Origin of the sequence: Paenibacillus sp. FSL H7-0690, assembly GCF_037980415.1 — a bacterium.
In the GTDB taxonomy this organism is placed as follows: Bacteria; Bacillota; Bacilli; order Paenibacillales; family Paenibacillaceae; genus Paenibacillus_AQ; species Paenibacillus_AQ odorifer.
In genome coordinates this window covers 1,858,871-1,882,787 of record NZ_CP150281.1, presented here as the reverse complement: position 1 = coordinate 1,882,787, position 23,917 = coordinate 1,858,871, and the positions used below count along the sequence as shown (strand labels likewise).

17 protein-coding genes are annotated in these 23,917 nt (G+C 43.9%); 5 read left to right on the top strand and 12 right to left on the bottom strand.

What is annotated here, in order from left to right:
* Positions 1-199: 199 nt before the first annotated feature.
* Complete coding sequence (locus tag MHI32_RS08215; RefSeq protein ID WP_076126329.1) at positions 200-1,393, top strand: AI-2E family transporter; 1,194 nt, start codon at positions 200-202, stop codon at positions 1,391-1,393.
* Here the strand turns inward: MHI32_RS08215 and MHI32_RS08210 are convergent.
* The 8 genes from MHI32_RS08210 to MHI32_RS08175 all read right to left on the bottom strand — a co-directional run bounded on the left by MHI32_RS08210 (position 1,351) and on the right by MHI32_RS08175 (position 13,714).
* Positions 1,351-3,174, bottom strand: a complete 1,824-nt coding sequence (locus MHI32_RS08210) for a penicillin-binding protein 2 (RefSeq protein WP_340012143.1) — start codon at positions 3,172-3,174, stop codon at positions 1,351-1,353. The two genes, MHI32_RS08215 and MHI32_RS08210, sit on opposite strands and share 43 nt — an antisense overlap.
* A 165-nt stretch (positions 3,175-3,339) precedes the next feature.
* Entirely contained in the window at positions 3,340-5,412 is a 2,073-nt protein-coding gene (locus MHI32_RS08205) for a methyl-accepting chemotaxis protein (protein ID WP_081386426.1), read from the bottom strand.
* A gap of 47 nt (positions 5,413-5,459) precedes the next feature.
* Positions 5,460-6,422 carry an alpha/beta fold hydrolase gene (locus MHI32_RS08200; RefSeq protein WP_139332032.1) on the bottom strand — a complete coding sequence of 321 codons (963 nt, stop codon included), beginning with the start codon at positions 6,420-6,422 and terminating at the stop codon, positions 5,460-5,462.
* A gap of 1,870 nt (positions 6,423-8,292) precedes the next feature.
* Positions 8,293-9,324: a glycoside hydrolase family 130 protein gene (locus MHI32_RS08195; protein WP_036675546.1), complete on the bottom strand. Its 1,032-nt coding sequence runs from the start codon at positions 9,322-9,324 to the stop codon at positions 8,293-8,295.
* 76 nt (positions 9,325-9,400) lie between these two features.
* The gene (locus MHI32_RS08190; protein WP_076126321.1) at positions 9,401-10,234 is read right to left on the bottom strand and encodes a carbohydrate ABC transporter permease; all 834 of its coding nucleotides are present in this window, start codon (positions 10,232-10,234) and stop codon (positions 9,401-9,403) included.
* Positions 10,235-10,237: 3 nt separating this feature from the next.
* Positions 10,238-11,119, bottom strand: a complete 882-nt coding sequence (locus tag MHI32_RS08185; RefSeq protein ID WP_036675555.1) for a sugar ABC transporter permease — start codon at positions 11,117-11,119, stop codon at positions 10,238-10,240.
* Positions 11,120-11,247: 128 nt separating this feature from the next.
* A complete protein-coding gene (locus MHI32_RS08180) occupies positions 11,248-12,615 on the bottom strand; it encodes an extracellular solute-binding protein (RefSeq protein WP_076126319.1) in 1,368 nt (455 codons plus the stop codon).
* Between the two features lie 319 nt (positions 12,616-12,934).
* Positions 12,935-13,714, bottom strand: coding sequence for a helix-turn-helix domain-containing protein (locus MHI32_RS08175; RefSeq protein ID WP_340012142.1), 780 nt, complete (start codon positions 13,712-13,714; stop codon positions 12,935-12,937).
* A gap of 296 nt (positions 13,715-14,010) precedes the next feature.
* Between MHI32_RS08175 and MHI32_RS08170 the strand changes: the two genes are divergently transcribed.
* The 4 genes from MHI32_RS08170 (at position 14,011) to MHI32_RS08155 (ending at position 18,776) form a co-directional block, all read left to right on the top strand.
* Positions 14,011-14,961: a 1,4-beta-xylanase gene (locus MHI32_RS08170; protein WP_340012141.1), complete on the top strand. Its 951-nt coding sequence runs from the start codon at positions 14,011-14,013 to the stop codon at positions 14,959-14,961.
* A gap of 21 nt (positions 14,962-14,982) precedes the next feature.
* Positions 14,983-16,197 (top strand): AGE family epimerase/isomerase, encoded by a 1,215-nt coding sequence (locus MHI32_RS08165; RefSeq protein WP_076307033.1) that lies wholly within the window; start codon positions 14,983-14,985, stop codon positions 16,195-16,197.
* Positions 16,197-17,369 (top strand): glycosidase, encoded by a 1,173-nt coding sequence (locus tag MHI32_RS08160; RefSeq protein WP_076303821.1) that lies wholly within the window; start codon positions 16,197-16,199, stop codon positions 17,367-17,369. Before MHI32_RS08165 ends, MHI32_RS08160 begins: the two co-directional genes overlap by 1 nt.
* A 504-nt stretch (positions 17,370-17,873) precedes the next feature.
* Complete coding sequence (locus MHI32_RS08155) at positions 17,874-18,776, top strand: manganese catalase family protein (protein WP_076126309.1); 903 nt, start codon at positions 17,874-17,876, stop codon at positions 18,774-18,776.
* Positions 18,777-18,838: 62 nt separating this feature from the next.
* Here MHI32_RS08155 and MHI32_RS08150 read toward each other — a convergent pair whose 3' ends face one another.
* The 4 genes from MHI32_RS08150 to MHI32_RS08135 all read right to left on the bottom strand — a co-directional run bounded on the left by MHI32_RS08150 (position 18,839) and on the right by MHI32_RS08135 (position 23,794).
* Complete coding sequence (locus MHI32_RS08150) at positions 18,839-19,399, bottom strand: GNAT family protein (protein WP_076184714.1); 561 nt, start codon at positions 19,397-19,399, stop codon at positions 18,839-18,841.
* A 71-nt stretch (positions 19,400-19,470) separates the two neighbouring features.
* Entirely contained in the window at positions 19,471-20,535 is a 1,065-nt protein-coding gene (locus MHI32_RS08145; protein WP_076184715.1) for a LacI family DNA-binding transcriptional regulator, read from the bottom strand.
* Between the two features lie 45 nt (positions 20,536-20,580).
* Positions 20,581-21,891, bottom strand: a complete 1,311-nt coding sequence (locus tag MHI32_RS08140) for an ABC transporter substrate-binding protein (protein WP_340012140.1) — start codon at positions 21,889-21,891, stop codon at positions 20,581-20,583.
* A 22-nt stretch (positions 21,892-21,913) separates the two neighbouring features.
* Entirely contained in the window at positions 21,914-23,794 is a 1,881-nt protein-coding gene (locus MHI32_RS08135) for a sensor histidine kinase (RefSeq protein ID WP_340012139.1), read from the bottom strand.
* Positions 23,795-23,917: the final 123 nt, after the last annotated feature.

Genomic DNA, 23,917 nt, shown 5'->3' with positions numbered 1-23,917 from the left:
CCGCTTTTCCAGAGTTGACTTTGGCTCGCCTAATGTCTGCAAGCAGAACCCGTGAAACGGCCAAGTGAAGTAGAATAAAAAAACGTTACCCCCTATTTTAACACATGTATCAAAGAAATAGACGCTTTTAAAGTAAAATCATGTACAATGTAATCAACCTGGCGTATCCACTTATAAAAAAAGGGAGTTGTTTATATCTATGCTGCCGTTATACAAAAAATATTGGCGCACATTTTTTGACATCGGATTAATTGTCCTCACGGTTTATCTAATTATGTTCTCCTTTAGTAAGCTGTATCAGTTAGCTGCACCTGTATTCCTGTCTTTTTTTGTATTTTTGCTTATCGAACCCTTGGCCCGCTTCTTGAACCGCCGTGGTCTTGGTAAACCTTTTGCCTCCGCCATTTCAGTGTTGCTCTTTCTGATTGTGCTGTTAGGTACATTATTTGGTGCCGGTCTACTGATTACGATCCAGGCCCTTCACTTCCAAGAGAACCTCCCTAAATATACATATGTGGTGCAGCAGCATTTTGTGGAGACCACGACCTACCTGCAGCAAAAAATAGATAACTTGCCACCCGATATTACGAACAAGGTCAACGGGTACTTTAAAGATGCCACGGATGTTCTAACAGGATGGCTGATTACTTTTCTAAAATACATGGCCGGTATTCTAGGCTCCTTCTCCACCTTCATGGCCAATTTCGGGATAGCCATTATTTTGGCATTTTTTCTTAGCATGGAAATCAAAGATTGGCGTAAAATCGCGCATGACAAAATGCCAAAAACCTTTAAGAACGCCTTCGCCTTTTTGCAAGGCAATGTATTCAAAGCTATCGGTTCCTATTTAAAAGCACAACTTATTCTGATCAGCATTACTTTTGCCATAGTTCTAGTCGGCTTATTTATTCTGCGAACCGGCAACGAAATCACAATGGCATTAGTCTGCGCGGTATTTGATGTTTTGCCGCTTCTTGGCGTGACGACAATTTTAGTCCCTTGGATCATCTATTTGTTCATCGTGGGCAATACTTCACTGGCTATCGGATTAATTATCCTCCTTGCCATTGTACTAATTGTTAGGCAGCTGCTTGAGCCGAAGATTACCGGGAATTCGATTGGCGTATCCTCAGCCTTCCTTATGCTGTCGTTCGTCATTCTGTCCACATCTGCTTTCGGTATGGCTGGTCTGATCCTGTCGCCGATTCTGCTTATTCTGATAAAAGAACTGATTCAACAAGGGTATCTTCAGAGCTGGATCTATCTTCCGCAAGAGGAATTTATCATTTCGCCCTTTGCAGCTAACGGTCCAGCTTCCAATCAGACCAGCTCTGCGCCACCACCTGAACCTCAAGCTCCAGAGGGAACCGATGATAATAAATCCAATACCTGACCGAACAGCTTAACGGCTAGATGTGAGCTGTCCGGAGCAACGTTCTCCACCGCTACCGACACAGCATATCTGGGATGATCCACCGGCCCATAGCCGATAAACCATTGATTGTTACGCGGCATACCCTTAACAAGGGTTTGTGCCGTACCTGATTTCCCGGCAACCGGCCATTTTGTGCTCTGCAGACTTGTGCCGGTTCCATCCGTAACTACTTTACGCATCCAGGACAGCAGCTGGCGGGCTGTAGATTCTGAGATCCTCCCGGCAGTTGAAGGGGAAAGATGACCCGGCAGATCCTCTAGCTTTTGCCCATTTGCAAAGGTTACACGCTGGAGAATTCTTGGCGCTCTCACTTCCCCGCCATGCAGTAACGTCACCACCAGGTTCGCTGCCTGAAGTGGGGTCACTTGCACATCTCGCTGCCCAATGGCCGTCTGCACTCTGGCGCCTGGATCATCCGGCAGCAAAGAAGTAAAGATCGTCCCCTTCTGCTCACCGGACAGTGGCTTAAGAACTGGAAAACCAAGCGTATTCTCCGCTTGCCAGCTAATATCTCTTCCGAGCCCCAGCGCGAGTGCTGTCGCTTGAAGCTGCGCCCCACTCAAACGTTCTGCCAGCGCAGCAAATACAGTATTACAGGACACAGCGAACCCTTGCGCCAGCGTGAGGGGACCGTGTCCTTTTCCTTTTCCTTTTAGACAAGACAATCCATATTTCTCATATTGCCCTGAACAATAGAAGAGCTCATCCGCTGAGGTGACCCCGGCTTCTAGTGCTGCTGCTGCTGTGACGATTTTGAAAATTGATCCAGGTACGGCAGCCTGCAACGCCCGGTTATTCCACTCTCCCCCTTCAGGGGATATCTTCTCTGGGTCGTAAAAAGGTAAAGATACCATGGCTTCAATATCTCCCGTTCCGGTGTCTAACACCACCACGGCTCCTTCCTTCATTCCAGCTTTAACAGCTAACTCCTCTATTTGTTCCTGAAGCTTTTTATCAATCGTTGTATATAAAGACAGCGGATAATACGGATTGCCCGGGGCTCTTACTTGAATGGGACTGCCCGGGACACGTTGCCCGCGCGCATCAACCTGAGCGTATGCCTCAGTATGCCCTACACCTCGAAGCAACGGCTCCAGGGTCTTTTCTAACCCGTCCGTTCCTGTCATCGGAATTCTCAGCCCCGATGGCGAAGCCTTCCCACCAGTGTTTGGGACCGCTTCCGATAAATATCCAAGCCACTGCCGACCAGTTGCGTTCCCATCATATCTGCGAGCAAAAGGAAGCACGCCTACGCCGTCGATCCCCAATGCACTCACTTCTTCTGCTTGTGCGGATGTAAGTGCGAGCGGTCCTTTTCCCACTGAGGATGGCCAAAGCAATGGTTCTTTAAGGGAAGAGCGCTTGTTTAGCAATTGCTCATAACTCACTCCAAGGATAGCTGCCAACCGCTGCATGGACTCAGCTTCTTCGTATACGACCTGCGTCACGGTATTCCTAGCCTTCGCCTCTTGAGGAAAAAACGCAGCCGTCCAAATGGTTTCCCCGGCAAGGGGTTCACTCTTTCGGTCATACAGACGCCCCCGCCCAGTGTCCAATACCGTCTCCCGTTCGCTTTGAATTTCTGCCATCTTTGCAAGTGTATATTTCGTTCCAGGGACCGTCTGTTCCTTCATAAACAGTTGAATCCACGCCAGCCTAAGGACCAACACGGCTACTACTGAACATAAAATAATCAGTCCGCCGAGTATACGTCTGTGGACATTATTGTGCAATCCCATTCCTCCTGACTGACGTTCATAGCCTTTATTATGTCCTACCCGCTGGATTATTTACACTCATGCTTAGTTAGCTAATTTATAGCCTTTTGAATATCACAAAGACCAGTCCCAAATAATTGGAGACTGGTCTTTGTAGTTAAAAATATTTACTTAGGTTATGCAAAGTTACAAATTAAACTTGGACAGTTTTTCTTGCAACTGCCGGGACGCATGCTCAAGCTGCTCAGACAGCTCCACTAAATGATCACTCACACTTTGTTGCTCCCCACTAAGCGAAGCCACTTCTTGAGAAGCTGCTGATGATTCTTCTGCAATGGAGCTGATATTGCCCATCGAATTTGACAGCACCTTCTGGGATTGGCTCAAGCTATCCATCGATAAAGCAACAGATTCCAAGCGTGTAATAAAATGACGCATCTGATCCTGTACAGATACGAAGATATCGCTAGTGCTCTCCACTGAAGTAACCTGCTGATTAAAAAGAGGGGCTACTTCCGAGAGAACACCTACGGTCTCGTTCATATCCTTCATAATGGTGTCTGTTATATTAGCCACCACAGCAATGGATTCTTTGGACTGATCTGCAAGCTGGCGTATTTCATCGGCCACTACCATAAACCCCCGGCCGGACTCCCCTGCCCTTGCCGCTTCTATCGTTGCATTTAGAGACAAAATATTCGTCTGCTGTGTAATATTCTGCATAACATCAAGCACCTTCATCACTGATGATGTGGTGTCTTGCAGCTCATTCACTTTCAGCACAAGCTTATTCGTCATATCGCCCGTCTTATTGGTCTTGCCAAGCAGCTCTTTTAACTCATTAAAACCTTCTTCACTAAGCACGCCGATACTATGTGCGGTATGATCCATCTCATGCGTAGCTGAGTTCACTTTGTTCATTTGCACCGAAATTTGCCCCGTAAGCTCGTTACCCTGGTCCGCCTCCAAAGCTAGGCTGCCTGAACCTCCGGCAATTTCTTCTGTCGCTGCGGCAATCTCTTTGGCTGCCATCGCTGTCTTACGCGATACTCTACTAAGTTCATCGGCAGTTTCCATTACCTTCCTCGCGGTTTCATTAGTATGGATTACCAGTTCTGTGATCCGTTCCATCATCCTATTAAAGGAACCCGATAACTGACCAATTTCATCTCGTGAGGTAATATCCGTACGTACTCCAAGATTTCCATCTGCCCCTTGAGACATTAGATCCTTAAGTCGGGTCAAGGGCTTAGATACCATTCTGTACATCCAGTAACCAATTAGAATGGCGACAATAGCAGCCACCGCAACAATAATATATGTAGTTTTTAGAATACGAAGTGCGTCTTTCGTAAGATTCTCAGCCGGAACAACACCAAGCAATCTCCAGCTGGAGCTTTCCATCGTCCCGTACACAGCCAGAATGGATTTTCCTTTCTCATCCTTCGTTGGCAATGATCCAGCCTCATGCTCCAAACCATGAAGAAGAGTCCCTCCCAGACTGAGATAAGTATCTGTTCCCACTTGCTGGGACGATGCGATCAATTCATCCTTATCCGTCAGCAATTGCATGTAAGAGCTGGGTCCGAGATCAACTTTACGAAGCTGATTTTCTAATTCACTAATTCTAATATCACAGATAATTATGTATCCCGGGCTTTGTGTATCCCCAGCTATCGATTGTGCCAAATGAAACATACCCGAAGTATTTCCGGCTTGCCCCTGTTCTGTTCGGGGAATCCACAATGTTTGTGGTTGCTCCTCAAGCTGCTTGAACCATGAGGACTCTCTGAATTCTTTGATAAAAGCGCTGTCTTTTGATCCCGCTGACGAAGTAGGGACTTCCTGATTCATCGGGATGAGGTATACAGCTTCTACCCCCTTTGATGCGGTCAGCCAGGCATTTAGCTCGGCGCTAATCTGGTTGGACTGCAAATTACGTTCCTCATTACTTGTAGTGGGATTATTCCCTTGTTTGAGTGCATCCTGAATCTCATTGTTGTAAAGAATTCTTCCTAGGCCATCCTCATAACGCAATAATTCAACATCAAACTTCTCTGCAGCTTGGACGACTGTCTGTTGATTGGCTGACAGCGCGTTATTCTCGATCGTTTGCTCAGCTACGGAATAGGAAATGTAGCCAAGTGAGAGAACGAGCACCATTGTTGAGATGAAGAAGATGAGAAAAAGCCGCACCCCAATCGATTTGGCAGGGTGCAGCTGGAAATGCGCCTTTTCTTTTTTTACTTGCGACTTCATCAATTGTTCACCACCGTTGTCTTCAGTTATGCCTGCTGGCTTATCTCTTACAAGGTCATGAACAATTCCAACGCCCGATCGGCAAGATATGGTAAATACTCATGACCGTACTCATAATAAACCATAAGCTCTTTGGACGCTAGTATTTTATTGTATGCGGCAAATTGAGTTGAAGGTGGACAAATCGTATCGGATAACCCGGTAACCCACAGTACTTTAGCCTGTATTCTTTCGGCAAGATTCTGAATATCGATATAACCGAGCCTATTAAAAATCTCATCCTCACGCAAATGATGGGGATCAAAAAAACGGAAATAATAGTTGATCTCCTCATAAGCTGAGGTGGTAATATCCAGCTCCCAAGCACGTTTATAATCTGAAAGGAAGGGATATACAGGCAGAGCTATTTTTATGCGAGGCTCTAATGCTGCACAAGCCACAGTCAGCGCTCCACCTTGAGATAGTCCAAAGGCACCTACACGTTCAGGATCAACTTCATCCATAGACATCAGAACTCGGGCAGTCTGTGCCGTATCCAAAAACACATTGCGATAATAAAGGTTATCAGGATTAGGATCATCCATCCCTCGAATGATATGTCCGCGTATCGTAGTCCCTTTTACGGTAAGGTTATCTTCGGAGAGGCCACCCTGGCCGCGGCAATCCATCGCCAGGACGCTAATCCCGTGAGCAGCATAAGCCACCTTCTCCATCCAATCCCCGCTGTCACAGGAGTATCCATGGAACATCACTACACCGGGACCTTTTTTATGTATGCTGTTCTTCGGTCTTACATATTTGCAATGGATTCTTGCACCGCCAACTCCGGTAAAATACAAATGAAAACATTCCGCAAGTTCACTGACAAACTCCGCTGGTTCCAGTTCATAATCCAGCGGCTGTGCATCCAGATCACGCAATGCCCGCTCCCAAAATTGCTCGAAATCATCCGGTTTTGGACTACTTCCGTTATATTCCTTTAATTGTGACAAATTCATGTCGCTTCCCAAAATATTATTCCTCCTTAAGTTATGTAACGAAATTGTTCGCTTGCTGTTCGTAACCGCGAAGCAACGTTAGAGTTACTATGCTAGATAGAAACGGAAAACCCAATATGGGTTTTCCGTTGATGTATGGATAGTTGCGATGGAATAGTGGGATGGGATAGTTGGGATGGAAAAGTTGCGATGGAGTGGGATGCAATAGTTGCGTTTTATGCGACTGGATAGTTTAGTCGCAGCTCCGAGGCTGGATAGTTGTACTTTGTGCAGCTATTATAGCTGAATATGTGTTTTTTCCCTTTTAGTTGCACTTTGTACAACTAACAAACGGTAAAAGGAGCTTTTGGTGGTTACTTCGCTGATATAGTTGCACGAAGTGCAATTATATCGCCTAGTAACCAAAAAAATGTTAGTTTAAGTGCACATAGTGCAACTATTTACGTCAGAGCCATAGAGTAACTAAGTAACTAAGCAACAGAGTAGCAGAAACGCCAACAGAGCCACATTCACCACTCACTCGCTGCTTGCCTATTACCTCCACAACTAGTCATATTCCACGTACCACTACCTTCTTATTACCTCCACAACTAATCACATTCCACGTACCTACTACCTTCTTATTACCTCTACAACCACTCACATTCCACTTGCACCTATCTTCCCATTACCTTCACAACACCCACATTTTCCACCTTGCCTATTAACTTCTTTATAATCGTCACAGTAACAGCTTCTGGCTGGATAGTTGTACTTTGTGCAGCTATTATAGCTGAATATGTGTTTTTTCCCTTTTAGTTGCACTTTGCACAACTAAAAAACGGTAAAAGGAGCTTTTGGTGGTTACTTCGCTGATATAGTTGCACGAAGTGCAATTATATCGCCTAGTAACCAAAGAAATGTTAGTTTAAGTGCACATAGTGCAACTATTTACGTCAGAGCCATAGAGTAACCAAGCCATAGAGTAACTAAGCAACAGAGTAGCAGAAGCGCCAACAGAGCCACATTCACCACTCACTCGCTGCTTGCCTATTACCTCCACAACTAATCATATTCCACGTACCTACTACCTTCTTATTACCTCTACAACCACTCACATTCCACTTATCCGCTATCTTCTTATTGCCTTCACAACACCCACATTTCCATTTTGCCTATTAACTTCTTTATAATCGGCACAGTAACAGTTTGCGACTGGATAGTTGCACTTTGTGCAGCTATTACAGCTGAAATATATTTGTTTCTAATCTTAGTTGCACTTTGTACAACTAAAAAACGGTAAAAGGAGCTTTTGGTGGTTACTTGGCTGATATAGTTGCACGAAGTGCAATTATATCGCCTAGTAACCAAAGAAATGTTAGTTTAAGTGCACATAGTGCAACTATTTACGTCAGAGCCATAGAGTTGCACTTTGTGCAGCTATTACAGCTGAAATATATTTGTTTCTAATCTTAGTTGCACTTTGTACAACTAAAAAACGGTAAAAGGAGCTTTTGGAGGTTACTTCGCTGATATAGTTGCACGAAGTGCAATTATATCGCCTAGTAAACAAAGAAATGTTAGTTTAAGTGCACATAGTGCAACTATTTACGTCAGAGCCATAGAGTGACCAAGCCACAGAGTGACTAAACAACAGAGTGATCAGAATCGCCAACAGAGCCGAATTTCCCCCTCGCCTGCTACTTATCTATTACAGGCGATAATGTGTCGTTCTGTTGTACATTCTGCAACAGAACACGGAGGTCGCACAAGGCAACCTCCGCACTGAGCACACCCAACAACATTCAACACACCAAACCCAACACACTTCTTTCGAACTCTACGCTACGCAATTCTCCGGAACTCTAGCAAACTCACTGAAAATATAGGTTATTAAGTCCAATTAGATTTTGCCTAAACCTGCATCATCGCCAACCTCTTCATGGGTTTCGATGACATAGTTGACGATTTCATTAACCGTTGTATAAGCAACGCCTACATAAGTATCAGCCGCGCCATAATAGATGGCGATACGGCCGGTTTCTGCATCATGCAGAGTAGCACATGGGAACAGGACGTTATTCACAAAACCTCTTTCCTCGTACCATTCTTCTGGCGTTAATACAAAGTTCTTCGAGCGATATTTTACTTTCGAGGGCTCATTGATGTCCAAAATAACCGCTCCCATACTATACACAAGACCATTGCACGTTCCAGTTACGCCATGGTAGAACATCAACCAGCCTTCAGTAGTTTCAATCGGCGCTGGTCCGCCACCAATTTTGACACTTTGCCACCAGCCTTGACCACCCTTGGTCATTACATGGCGGTGTTTTCCCCAATATACGAAGTCAGGGCTCTCACTAAGGAATACATCACCAAATGGCGTATGGCCACTATCACTTGGACGGGACAACATCACGAAGTTGTTGTTGATTTTTCTAGGGAACAGTACACCGTTCCGGTTGAATGGCAGGAATGGGTTTTCCAAGCTGATAAATGTTTTGAAATCTTGTGTTTTTGCTACTCCAATAGCTGCTCCGTAGAAATCTGTACACCAGATAATATAAAATGTATCTTCAACCTTCACCAGACGCGGATCGTAAGCATAACGCGGCTGATAAGGATTACCTTCTTCATCTATAAATCGGATCGGCTCATCATCGATTTTCCAATCCAAACCATCCACACTATGTCCCATACGCAGATGCGGACGAGTAGTGTTATCTTCTACACGAAATACACCAATAAAACTGCCTTCATACGCAGCAACCGCACTATTGAAAATACGGGCTACACCTTTTGCAGGATTTCTTTTGATAACCGGGTTATCATTATGTCTCCAAATCGGATTCTCGTAGCCAGCAGGCTTTTCTTGCCAAGGCATGTTCGGGATGTTAATTGCACTTGCTCCAACCAATTTTACTTCACTCATTAGTTTTCCCTCCAAATGTATGCAACTTTTCAGTATGCTATTTTATCTAGTACTGTTATTAAATTTACTGTTGAGCTCACTTTACAGAACCTTGTGAAAAACCATTATAGATATATTTTTGCAAGGCGGTAAACACAACCAATGTCGGTATAATTGCGATCATAATCGCCGCACATATTACTTCCCACTGCGATCCATATGGACCTTTAAACTTAAAGAGTGCTGTGGAGATCGTTTGCAGATCTGTTTTCGGCATATAAAGGAAAGGGGTGTAAAAATCGTTATAAATATTAACACCCTTCACGATCACTACAGTTACAATCGCCGGCTTCAACAGTGGCAAAATAATTCTCCAATAAATTGTCCAATACGAAGCTCCGTCCAGCATCGCGGATTCATCCAGTGACTCGGAGATCGAGTCCAAAAACTGCATGAAGATATAAACAGCGATAATATCCGTGCCCAAGTACATAACGATTGGTGCCCATCTGGTATTAAATAATCCCAAGTGATTGATGATTTGGAAAGTAGCTACTTGTGTAGTTACACCTGGAATCAGGGTGGCAATCAGGAACATACTAATTAGGATCTTACTGCCTTTAAATTTGAAGCGCGATAAAATATAAGCCATCATCGAACCCGTCAACGTAGCACCCGCAATAGAAATCACAACGATAATGACAGTATTTTTAAAACCGAGCAGCATTTTTCCGTCTACAAAAGCCTTAGTGTAGTTGGAGAAATTCAACCAATTCTCTGGCAGCGTTAACGGTCCGGTAGAAGCATATTCGGCTCCGGTTTTTAATGAAGCGAAAAACACGACCACGATAGGTATCAAAGCTACAAGTGCTCCCAAAATCAAGGTGAGATATTTGAATATACTAGCAGTGGTATATTTTACAGAATGCATAGTTTATTTCTCCTCCTTGATCAGAACGCGCTGCAAAATAGTAACTATGATAACAATACCCAGCAATACCACGGCCATCGCCGATGCCAAACCAACCTTGCTGTATTTGAAAGCTACATCGACCGTCTGAATTACGAATGTACTACTTCCGTTAGATCCGCCTGTCATGACGTATGGAATTTCGAATACCCCAATGGCGCCACTAACCGCAAGAATCAAGTTCAATTGCAGAATACGTTTAATGCTTGGCAAAATAATATGCATAAACTGATGCCATCTGTTTGCACCGTCAATTTCAGCGGCCTCATAGATATCCTTACCAATAGAAGAAATAGCTCCGAGGAAAATCAGGAAGTTCATTCCCATGTATCTCCACAGTGACGCACCTGCGAGCGAGAAGTTAATCAAATTAGGATTTAGAAGCCACTTCTGCTGCAGACTGCCAAGCCCAATCAGATTGAGAATCGTATCTAACGTTCCATCTGGTTTGAAAAAGAACAGGAAGATAAAACCGATTGCTACACCGTTTAGCAAGGTCGGGAAGAACAAAATCCCTTTAAACAAGTTTTTCATGCGAACACTAAAGCTCAAGATGGTTGCAAAATACAAGGCAAGTGCCATCTGAATAAAGGTGGTAAAGAAATAATACAAACTGACCTTAAACACAGAAAAATACTCAGGTTTCGTAAAAATGGTCTTGTAGTTTTCTAAACCGACATATTCCATATTTTTGCTCAATCCATTCCAACTGGTGAAGCTGTACCGAAACATACTGATGACTGGATAATAAGCGAATGTGAGCAGCAACAATATCGGCACTAATGAGAATAAGATGATGATAGCGATTCTTTGATTTTTATAGCTCAAATTTGAAAACTTAAACACCCGATACACCTCCAGAAAAAGCATCCTCATTTATTTAAGACTCGTTTAAATGTGAAGGGGGAAATGCTTGTTAGCATATCCCCTCCCACATTCACTACCGCCTATAGCATCTAAGAAGCTTATAGTTGTTACTGTGCTGTGACTTTAGCGCGAGCGGCTTTCCACTTGTCGTTCAGGTCTTTCATGATGTCATCATAGGATTCTTTTCTGTTGCCAATCGCTGCTTCAATAATCCGTTTCTTGAAGTCTGGCTGCCAAGCACCGATCTCAGCTTGTTTGTCGATTTCATCAGACCAGCCTTCTTCGCCAGCTTTAGCAGGAGCAAGAGTATCAAAGGTTACATCTGTACCTTCATATTGTTTCAGGATTTCTGGAAGCTCTGCACCGATAGCCGGGCTCATACCGCCGCCTTCAGTTGTAGGATAGTTAGATTCGTTGATGAACCAATCCACCCAAGCTCTAGCAGCTTCTTTGTTTTTACTGTGTACGCTGACACCCAGATTGTAGTCCCCAGCAAGCGGCACAAGGATTTTATCCGCATTGGTTGGGAAAGGCATAAATCCAACATCGTCTGGATTTGTAGCCAGGCCTTTGATTTGCCCAATTGCCCAAGATCCAAGCACCATAGTCCCAATTTTTCCGTTGGCCAGATCAGCTTTGGAAGATTCCCAGTCTGTTGTAGTTGGATCTTCTTCAATCAAACCTTTTTGTGCTGCATCGTACAGAATTTTGTACAATTCATAGTGTGGTTGACCCGCTACATAGTTGTCGTCGCTAGCCACTTGAGCAATGTTCACATAATCACGGTCACCAGCTACTGTAGCCAGATCCGCTTCCCATTGCGTCAATGTCCAGCCTGCTGCGTAATTTGTGTAAAGAGGAACAGCTTGTGTTTTGTCTTTAATAGTCTGCAGGGCAGTCAAGAATTGTTCAGGGGTTTTGGGAACGTCTGTAATTCCGGCATCTTTGAAGACTTGTTTGTTATAGATAATCCCGTTAAAGTTGATGGTCATCGGAATACCATAGGCAACTCCGTCTACTGCACGTTCTTCCAACCCTGTGTATTGTTTGCTCATTTCTTCAAGCTTGCCAAGGGGTTCGAAGAAATCAGGAATATCTTTTACAGCTATGCTAGTAGGTAACAAAAGAACGTCGCCATAATCACTAGTGCTCATACGAATTTTAATTTGATCTTCGTAAGTAGCGAGCGCTTCAAAGTTCACCTTTACATCAGGATATTTCTCATTGAATTTAGCCGCATACTCTTTGAATACGGTATCAACAATATCTGTTCTTTGCGTTATGACTGTGATATCCCCTTTGATATCCTTAGCTGCTGTACCATCAGCTGGAGCAGTTGCCTCTGCTGAAGAACCATTGTTTCCTGTGTTTTTAGCAGCTTCATTGTTAGTGTTGTTGTTTGAGGAACAACCGCTAAACAATCCCGCCACAAGTGTTAGTGCCATCAAGCCCATCATTGTTTTGCCTTTTTTCATGCTGTTACGACCCCTCTCTTCAATTCAACTCTAGTTTTAGGTAAATAACAAAAATAATAACTTTTATCATCACTCATAACTTGAAAGAGTAGCCATTAATACCGGATTATCTGAATTACTCTTGAAAACAAGTGATGATATCGCTTACAAACCCATTATAAATCTATTTTCGACGCAAAACGATGGTTTCAATTGCTTTTTCTGGTCTTGTATTTGTTATTTTTGTTTTACTTATAACAATTTTGTTATCTAATTTATAAAAATATCCACAAAAAAAGAGAGCTTTTCGCCCTCCTAATAAATAACTTCCTATATATGCCTAAAACTCACGTTCAATTTTCGGGAATTTACAGCCGCTTTTATAATCCTTAGGTGTCATACCACACATTTTCTTGAACAATTTATTAAAATATACCGGATCGCTATAACCCACCTTCTCGGCAATTTCATAATTTTTCAGGTCAGGATGCTCCATTAACAGTTCCTTTGCTTTAGAAATTCTAATCCGAATCAGATAGTCTGTGATCGTCTGCCCCGTCTTTAATTTGAACAAACGGCTGAGATAACTCGCATTCATGCCCACCATCTCCGCTAGGCGTTCAAGCTCGAAGTTCTGATCATACTCTCTCTCCAGAATACTTTTTGTCTGCTCAACTACATAATGTTCTCCACCATCCGCAGCTTGTGAGAAAATCTCCTCATGCTCCGTCACGGTCTTTTTCTTTACATCCTCTACTCTCTTAAGCAGTTCATATAGCTGAGTCTTATCAATCGGTTTAAGCAAATAATCCATCACCCCATGACGGATCGCTCGACGGGCATATTCAAATTCACTAAAACCGCTAAGGACAGCAATAGGGATATCCTCCATATGGCCTCTAGCCTGTTCAATCAGCTTAAAACCATCCATTCTAGGCATTTTGATATCTGTAATAAGCAGATCTATATCCTCCCGGGATAACTTTTCTAAATGTTCCCAGGCTTCCAAGCCGTTGCCGTAAGATCCAATTACATGTACGTCTATTTCCATTCTGGATGTGATTTTTTCGAGCCCCCTGCGAATGACTTCCTCGTCGTCCGCAATCATAACATTTATCATTTGAGTAATTCCCTCCAGTTGTATCCGCCAGTTATTATGATTGCGCTATCATCACGAATAGTATCTCCCCATGTATTACGTCAATGTACGATTGCGCCCTTTTATAGTCTTATATTTACTATAACTAAAGTTATTCAAATTTCCCAGCTTCAACTACAAATTGTCCTTGAAATCATCTGCAAAAAAGTATATAACTAAATTAAGTTGTTATTATAAACTAACAAAACAATAATAACTATCTAACAAAATGAAGATTGCTAATTTTTCTATTTTTGTGTGTAAAGTGAGGATTCTCGATGATGTTAAACAACGAATACATTGCAGGCGTAACCTGGGGTTTCTCGGGTAGACGTGGTTCATGGACAACAAAAGAAGCTGAGTGTTCGCTGGAATTAATGTCCTCTGTCACCGGAGCGAACTGGACGGCCATTGCGCTCAGTGCGCTTCAAGCTACCGCTCATTCTACGGAAATCCCCTACTGGGAGGCTCCAACCGTTAGCGACGAAGAAGTGAAATGGGCTATCAGCAAAGCGAAGTCACTGCAGCTAAAAGTATGCCTGAAGCCGATTGTTAATTGTGCTGACGGAACTTGGCGTGCCCATATTAACTTTTTTGATAAGGATGTCCCTTGCGAGCCTAAATGGTCTGAGTGGTTCAGCTCTTATACTAAATTTATTCTGCACTATGCCGCTATCGCTGAGGAAACAGGCTGTGAAATGTTCTGTATTGGCTGTGAGCTTGTACAGACGGATAGACGCGAAGCCGAATGGCGTTCGCTTATTGCTGAGGTGCGGAAGGTCTACTCAGGTATTCTTACTTATAATTGCGATAAGTATCAGGAGGATAACGTAACCTGGTGGGATGCGCTCGATGTGATTTCTTCAAGTGGGTATTATCCAGCTAGTGATTGGGAGGCTCAGCTCGACCGGATTGAGCAAGTGGTGCACTCACAGAATAAGCCGTTCTTTTTCATGGAAGCGGGTTGCCCAAGCCGGAGCGGAAGCGCTGCGATTCCCAATGATTGGACCTTAAAGGGCGAACCAAGTCAAGAAGAACAAAGTAAATTCTATCAGGCAATGTTTCAAGGCTGTGAGCACAGAGATTGGGTTCAGGGCTTTATGCTCTGGGATTGGCCTACTCATCTTTATCCAATTGAAGAAGCAGCACAGAATGATGATTACTGTATGTACGGTAAGCAAGCCGCTGGGATCATCAACGAATATTTCACCTCAAAAATCACCAAATAATGTGAGGAGTGACTGATTACAATGATTAATTCACCAGAATTATGGTTGACCCAACTTGAGGATGAACTGCAGGATAATATTCTTAGTTTTTGGATGAAACAGACGAAGGATGAAGTAAACGGCGGTTTTGTAGGTGAAATCGACAATCAGCTGAACATTACTCCTAACGCAGAGAAAAGCCTTGTGCTTAATGCCCGGATCCTTTGGTCCTTTGCGAGCGCTTACCGGATCTACGGTAAACCGGAATATCTGGCGATGGCAGAACGTGCTTATACCTACCTGATGGAACACTTCATTGATAAAGAGTATGGCGGATTATACTGGATGGTGGATGCTGAGGGCAGACCTTCTCAAGAGAAAAAGCAGATCTATGGCCAATCCTTTGCTATCTACGCACTGGCTGAATTCTACCATGCGACCGGACGTCCAGAAGTCTTAGAGGATGCGATTCAATTATTCCAGCTAGTTGAGAAATACGGCTATGATTCTATTTATAAAGGTTATGTCGAAGCTTTATCACGGGAATGGCAAATCACTGATAACCTCAGTCTCAGCAGCAAGGATATGAATGAAAAAAAATCTATGAATACCCATCTGCATGTTCTGGAAGCGTATACCGGTCTCTATCGAGTATGGAAGTCGGAGGAACTAAAGAGCACGCTAACTGAGCTAATCGAAACGATGCTGGATCATATCATTGATCAGGAAGGCCAGCATTTTCATCTTTTCTTAGATGAAGCATGGAATGTGAAATCAGATATTATCTCCTACGGACATGACATCGAAGGAAGCTGGCTGCTGGTGGAAGCTGCTGAAACCCTTGGAGAAGAGCAGCTGCTGCAGCGTGTGCGAACAGTCGCTGTCTCCATGGCAGAAGCCGTTCTTGCGGAAGGTATTGATAGCGATGGAGGGATATGGAATGAAGCTGACCCAAGCGGGCTGCTGAGCAAAGATAAAGATTGGTGGCCGCAAGCTGAGGCGGTTGTTGGATTCTATAATGCTTATCAGCTGACTGGTAACAGCAAATTTAATGAGGCTGCCCAAGCCTCCTGGACTTTTATCGATAAATACATGGTGGATCACAAGCTGGGTGAATGGTACTGGGGCGTGGACGAGAACCTTCAGCCCCTGCCTCACGGATCAAAGGTTAGCGCCTGGAAATGTCCTTATCATAACAGCAGAGCCTGCTTCGAAATGATCGCACGACTGAAATCAACTATAAAGGAGACTGTCTAATGTCATCATTATTCCAAGAACGCAAACAACAATTAACAGAACGTTATGAAGCCCTGATCGCTCGCAAGAACGAAAAGCTTCCTTATGGAAACGGCATTTATGACCGATATGCTCATCCACTGCTAACTGCTGAGCATGCGCCCTTAATCTGGCGTTATGATTTTAACCCAGATACCAACCCTTATTTTGCCGAAAGAATTGGCGTCAACGGCGTCTTCAACCCGGGTGCTATTGCACTGAATGGCAAATTCTATCTTGTTGCTCGCGTGGAAGGCAATGACCGCAAATCTTTTTTCGCTGTAGCAGAAAGCGACAATGGCGTGGACGGTTTCCGCTTCTGGGATCATCCAGTTGTGCTGCCGGAGACAGAAGTTCCTGATATCAACGTCTACGACATGCGCCTCGTTAGCCATGAAGATGGCTGGATCTACGGCCTCTTCTGTACAGAACGCAAAGATCCAGATGCTCCACATGGTGACCTTTCTAGCGCAGTAGCACAGTGTGGTATTGTTCGCACCAAAGATCTGAAGACCTGGGAACGTCTGGCGGATCTCAAAACAGGCTCTGCTCAGCAGCGTAATGTCGTGCTACACCCTGAATTTGTAGATGGAAAATACGCTTTCTACACTCGCCCACAAGATGGCTTTATCGATGCAGGTTCCGGTGGCGGTATTGGCTGGGGACTCTCGGATACAATTGAAGATGCCGTAATTACCAGCGAGACTATCATGGACGAACGCTACTACCATACCATCAAGGAAGTTAAAAATGGCCAAGGTCCAGCTCCAATCAAAACTGCAAAAGGCTGGCTGCATATTGCTCATGGTGTACGCAACACAGCTGCTGGACTCCGCTACGTGCTATATGCTTTCTTATCTGACCTGGATGAGCCAAACAAAGTTACTCATTCACCTGGCGGTCATTTCATCGCGCCAGACGGTGAAGAACGTGTCGGCGATGTCTCCAATGTCGTGTTCTGTAATGGCGTGATTGCACGTGATAACGGTGAAATCTATATTTACTACGCCTCCTCCGACACTCGTATCCATGTGGCTACAACTACCGTTGACCAAATGTTAGATTATGTGCTGAACACTCCAGAGGATCCCCTTCGTTCTTATGCTTGTGTACAGCAACGTATTGCTCTTATTGATCGTAATTTAGCATTGTAAAAAAGTTCATAAACCCTAAAAATCAACAGAGCAGCGATTCTCCTATATTAGGAGGATCGCTGCTCTGCGTTTTGATCATTCACTGTTTGCTTCAAGCGAATATCAATCATCCAGAGTAACTTAAGGACTCAGATGACGCTATTCACATGTATTTAGCCTTCAAAGTAAGTTTTCGGACTCCAGGGGCGCTATTCCCTGAAAAGAGTCCCATTTGGGGCGTTTTCTAGGCCGATAGCTGCGCTGGAGTCCGTTAGCATTGTAAATATCGGATAATACTGCATATAGGGTCTGCTGTGTCCGTTAGCGGGTTACTATGCGTATTTGATTGCGTATTTGATTGTGTTTTTGATTGCGTATTTGATAGTATTTGCAGTTTGCCTTTTCGACACAAAAAGCCATTTACATGACGCACATCCATACTTTTCAGCCCATTCATGAGTAATTCCTATAGATTAAGCTCAAAATAGGTCAGTAACCCCTAACTCCAAGGAGGCTGAGATATTAATGTTCAAACGTATGGATGAAATCATGATTGAGATTCCTGAAGTTGAGAAGCCCGATCCCAATGCTGCTGCCGCTGTTCAGGAATTACTTGGCGGAAAGTTCGGTGAAATGTCGACCCTTAACAATTACCTCTTTCAATCCTTTAATTTCCGTTCAAAAGACAAGCTGAAGCCTTTTTATGATTTGGTGATGAGCATAACAGCGGAAGAGCTTGGCCATGTCGAGCTGGTTTCGCATGCCATCAACAAATGTCTTCGAGGGTCAACAAGTTATAAAGAGCCCGATTCCACCCCTCTAGGGTCCGCAAAAGATGCGCGTCTATCCTATCACTTTCTGGCTGGTGCACAAGGGGCTATGCCTTTTGATTCAACGGGGAACCCGTGGACCGGAGCAAACGTCTTTAATAGCGGCAACCTAGTGGAAGATCTGCTACATAACTTCTTCCTCGAATGCGGAGCCAGAACACATAAAATGAAGGTCTACGAAATGACAGACCATCCAGCTGCACGCGCTGTAGTCGGATTCCTTTTAGTCCGTGGTGGTGTCCACGTGGTCGCTTATGCCAAAGCCATCGAAGTGGCAACAGGTGTTAATGTAACTAAGCTCGTGCCGATTCCTTCGTTAAATAATAAATCATTCAGCGAAGCAAAAAAATATGAAGAAAAAGGCGTGCATACCAAGCTATACACCTGGAGTGAAAGTGACTTCGGCGCCATCGATCAGATTTGGAAGGGAACCCACCCAGAGGATAATCTTCCTCTTGAAGTTATTCAAGGATCCCCTAAAGGCTTTCCGATCCCCGTTGCTCCGGCAGTCGAAGAGGAATTCGCTCCCGGAATCTCCCCCGAAGACTTTAAAGAAATTGCCAAACGTCTCAAAATGGCTGGAAACATTACAGACTAATATTCATAGTGAATCTGGTGAGGAAGTTACTTACAATCTTCCTTACCCTAGATTCACTTTTTTTAATTGTACAAACTGCGGAACTCATCCTCAAGCATGGACATCAGAATCATGTTATGAAACTCTCCGTCTACATAAAGAGCATCCCGCTCCACACCGTCGCGTTGAAAACCAAGCTTCTCATAGACATGAACGGCTCTGGGGTTAAAAGTATATACACCGAGATGGATGCGATGCAGCTTCATAGTTTCAAAGCCATATCGTAGCATTTGAGTCATAGCTTCAGTCCCGTAACCCTTACCCCGATGTTCATGCCCACAAATGCCGATCCGGATATTTGCACTACGATTGTCCGGATCTATTTCATTTAGTACCACTTCTCCAATGAGCTCACCCGTGTCCTTTACTATAATCATAAGATCTACACGATCCTCGGCTGGAACACTAATCTTACGAATCCAAGCTGCCGTTTGCTCACGAGAGAAATCTCCTTGCGATCCTGTTAATTGCCCCATCTCAACATCAAGCAAAAAATTATAATAAGCCTCCAGATCGGATGCTTGCACACCACGTAGTTGAATCTGTTCACCATCAATCTTTGGGATGGCAACTGGTTCTGTCATAACTAAATTCCCCCTTACTCAAGCAAAACTAGATTCCATGGCTTTTATATACTTTTTAGATCAACAAAGTTCTAGTCTCGCGGCTTATCCACGGAATCACGATGAACAATGTCCGCTGCGATAAGGATTTTCTCAAGCGGTGCAGAAGGATTATGAATACGGCTCAGAAGTTTCTCCACTGCGGCTCGGCCCATCGCTTCTTTAGGAACATGAACAGTTGTAAGCGGTGGAACGCCTCTTAAGGCATCCTCAATATTATCAAAGCCAGTAACCGAGATATCCTCCGGAATATTAAACCCTTCTTCCTTGAGGATGTCACTGACCGAAAGGGCTGTGGAGTCGTTAGCGCAAACCAAGGCTGTCGGGAGTGTTTTGGCTTTTTTACGCTTATTCACCCAGCTTTTAAAATCCTCCTGAAACAAGTCTTCCTCCACCCCTTCCAGAAAAAGATTCGCATCATCTTCCAAAGGCAGTCTTATTCCGCTCTCCTCCAGCGCACTCCGGAAGCCAATCCACCGGTCGCGGAAACTGCGTGAGAATCCAATATTGCCGATAAAATGCATTTGGGTATGGCCTGTGCCCATCAAATGATTCGTAAGTCGAGCCATAGAATCCACATTATTCGCAAACACAGTATCACTTGGAATTAGCGGATCTTCATGGTCAATCAACACCATCGGCAAACCAATACGGTGTACCTCAAGCAGCAAGGAAGTAGAGATTTGGCCCACACCTATCAAACCAAGGATTCCATTGGGATTCAAAATATTAACGAAATTATCCGCACGGTTCTCGGAGATAATGACCATCCCAAGCCCTTCCTGATCCAGCGCAATCGCAATACCATCCACAATTTTTCCCCAATACAAGGAATCCTGCGTCTGAGAACGAATATTCGGCATTAACACCAGCACGGATTGCTTATTCCGATCCCCGCCACCTACCGGAGGCGTGCGTTTTATACCTTGGACAAAAGCATTTTTTTGCGTAAAATAACCCAGCTGCGATGCCGCTTGAATCACTCGTTCTCTTGTCGTCTCATTAACGCCGCCTTTACCCGAAAGTGACTTGGAGACAACGAATTTGGATACGCCGAGATGATCAGCGATTTTTTGCATGGTAACCTTTTTAGCCATATATAACCCTCCAGAGAATGTCATCAAATTTATGTAGTACTAACTTTAAGGCTGAGAAGTTTGTGGCGCTCCTGCCCGCGCTTCCTTCCATTTTGCATTTAATTCGTCAAAAGCCTTTTGTAAATCAGGCGCAGCCAGTAACTCCTGAATATAATCCCCGGACCAAAAGGACATTTTGGCTCTATTCGCCAGCTCGATGAACGCATCACTTTGTACAGTAGCATCGAGTAGCTTAGGCTTATAAGATAAAAACTCACGATACTGCGACATAGAGGGATTCAAGCTTCCATCTGCCGGAAGAAATCCCCAATCATCTCGATAGGAAGTCTCCTTCACAAAAAAATTCAACCACGCCATAGCAAGCTCTTTGTTCTTGGTATATTTACTAACCCCCATGAACCAATCTGGATTGATCGGCGCATAATGAGCACTGCTATTATCATACGGAAACGGGAAGAATCCAATATCATCCGGGGCAGCCCCCACATCAAGGACTTGTCCAATCGTCCAATTTCCCAGTAAATACATCCCTGCTTGACCTTTAGCTAGCTTAGTCTTCGATATCTCCCAATTGTTCGAGAATAGTTCATCTTCAACATAGCCTTTACCAATTAAGGTTCGAGCAATGGAAATTGATTTCCCCCACTCATTATCAAGCTGCCACGGGCTATCCTCATTTACCATATTATTTAGATACTCTGGATTACCTGTCATATAGTTAACCAAACTGTTTCCCCATTCACGTAAAGGCCAGACGGCTCCATAATTCATATATAGGGGGATAATACCCGCTTGTTTTAATTTCGCACAAGCTTCGTAGAATTCATCCAGCGTCTTAGGAACAGTAGCTATTCCTGCTTTTTCAAATGCCTTTTTATTATAGACAATCCCAACCGTAGTAGTCCCCGTGGACAGCCCATAACGTTTCCCGTTATACGTAGCAAAAGAGGTGAAACGCTCACTAGCGGCGGTTTCTTCATCCAGCGGTTCGAAAAAATAATCCAGCTCCTTTGACGGAAGATTCACCGGAAGCAACAGTACATCACCGGCATCTTTCGTGGACAGCCGTACCAGAATATCCGTTGCATAATTGGACAAGCCTTCAAATTCCACATTGGCTTCGGGGTATCTCTGTTTAAATTGGTCCGCGTATCCTTGAAAAGTTCCGTTCTCAATCAGATCTATTCGATTGGTCATCATGACTATGGTGCCGGACAAGTCAGACTTCACCTTGTCTCCAACTGGAGGCGGAGTGGATTCCGTCTGCTTATTGTTATTGGCACAGCTACTACTCAATAACACTAAGAGAAGTAACAGTATGGTCCGCATAGTCCATTCTAATTTCAACCCCTTCAACGGACAGCCCCCTCTTATTTCGTTACTCAGGTAAGCCAATTAATTCCTGTTCCAGTAATGGCAGCGACAAAATAACATCGGTCCCTCGTCCAAGCTCACTATATACCTGGATCCCAAATGCCGCTCCATAATGAAGACGCACTCGCTGCTGTACATTTTTCATGCCTATCCCCCCGTTAATGCTTTTCTTAGGAGGACTTTCGTTCTGCAGCCCATCATTCAATTTCTCCAAAGTCTTCTCATCCATTCCGATCCCGTCGTCTTTAATATGAAACAACAGCATTTGCTCTGTAATCTCGCAGCGGATGTTTAAATGCATTTGCGGCTTATTATCATCTAAGCCATGGTAAGCTGCATTCTCAATGATAGGCTGGAAGACCAGCTTGATAATAGAGTAATTATCTAACGACTTCGGCACATCGATATCCAGTAAAAAACGGTTAGGATAACGATAGTTCAGCAGCTCGACGTAATTACGCACATACCCAAGCTCTTGCTTCAATGTCGTATTACCACTCAGATCACTTGTACTGTACCGTAGCAGTTTGCCCAGAATAGAGATCATATCCGCAGCTTCGACATCATCATTCAGCTCGGCGGTCATTCGGATGGACTCCAGTGTGTTATAGATAAAATGAGGATTGATTTGACTCTGCAGCGCATGAAGCTCTGCTTCCTTTTTCTGTTCTTCTATGCGGTAAATATCCTGAATTAGCTGCCTGATTCGGGCTAACATACGATTAAATTGATGCCCTAGCAGACCAATTTCGTCACGCCGTTTAACTCTGAACATCACATCCAGATCGCCGCCCTGAACTTTTTTCATCAATTGAATCATTTGAGTCAGCGATTTAGTAAGGGCAACGGAAAGAATAATCGAAATAATTAACGCTAGCACTATGATACTTAATGTAGCAGCAAGTGTTGTATTACGGGTCAGCTTCACATCACGCATCAGTACATCAACAGGAATAGAGATAATTACCTTCCAATTGGTTTTGGTAGAGCCAGAGTAAATATTCAACCGCTCTTTTCCGTTGACTGTATCATAAAAGCTTCCAGAAATGCCTCCAACTCTTTTGAACAAGTCTGAATCAGAAATATCTGTGGCCAGCAGCTTCTTGTCGCTGTCGTAGATGACCATTCCCTTCTCATCCACAATCAACGACTTCCCATGGGTGACTTTATCCAGCTCCGTAACTTGATTCTCCAAATTGCTAATATTCGCTTCAACCGCAATCAGCCCGATTGGATTTAACAAGCCATCCACGATTTTGCGAACAACGGTAAAAGCATATCGGGTGCTCTGCAGATTACTTGTATACGCTTGAGTACCGAACAATAATGCTTCTCCGCTGGAATCCTTAGTCTGCTGGCTCCAGTATTTATAGCTTTGCTCGAGATCGAGTCGTACGCCACCATCCTTCGCAGAATAATAACCATTTCCGTAAGCGTCAAAAATATAAACCGAGTTCGCACCTCGCTTAATATTGTTAATAAACGAAATATTGCCCTCTATCCCCCGTTGAATGGACAACAGAAGATCAAAATCACCGGGCGACAAAGCAGCACTCCCAGTTGCGCCTCCCATAATCTTTTTCTGCTCATGGTAGTTGTTCGAACGTATTAAATTCTGTTTGATATCATTCACATAGGCGGGCATAGATGAAATACGCTTCATATCTTCGATATAATCGTCTACTCCATCCATCATTTGGTCGATTAATTTCTCAGAATAAGCAATGGTGTTCCCCTGAATAGATTCTGAGTAGCTCTTGAAGGTAAATACACTGATGAAGGATAGCGGGAGGGTAATGATAATTAAAAAGACGAGGAGCAGCTTGCGTTCCATGCTCATGTCCCCGATAACGGACCACCAGCCAGAGATGCGTCTACCTTTCATTTGGTCCTTCTCCTTAATACTTTTTACCTAACTTGTTATTAAATTATAACAAATACCTAACAAAGTTATTATACGGTGTAGTTCTTCATTACACAACAACAAACCGCCTCTTCATGTTGAAGA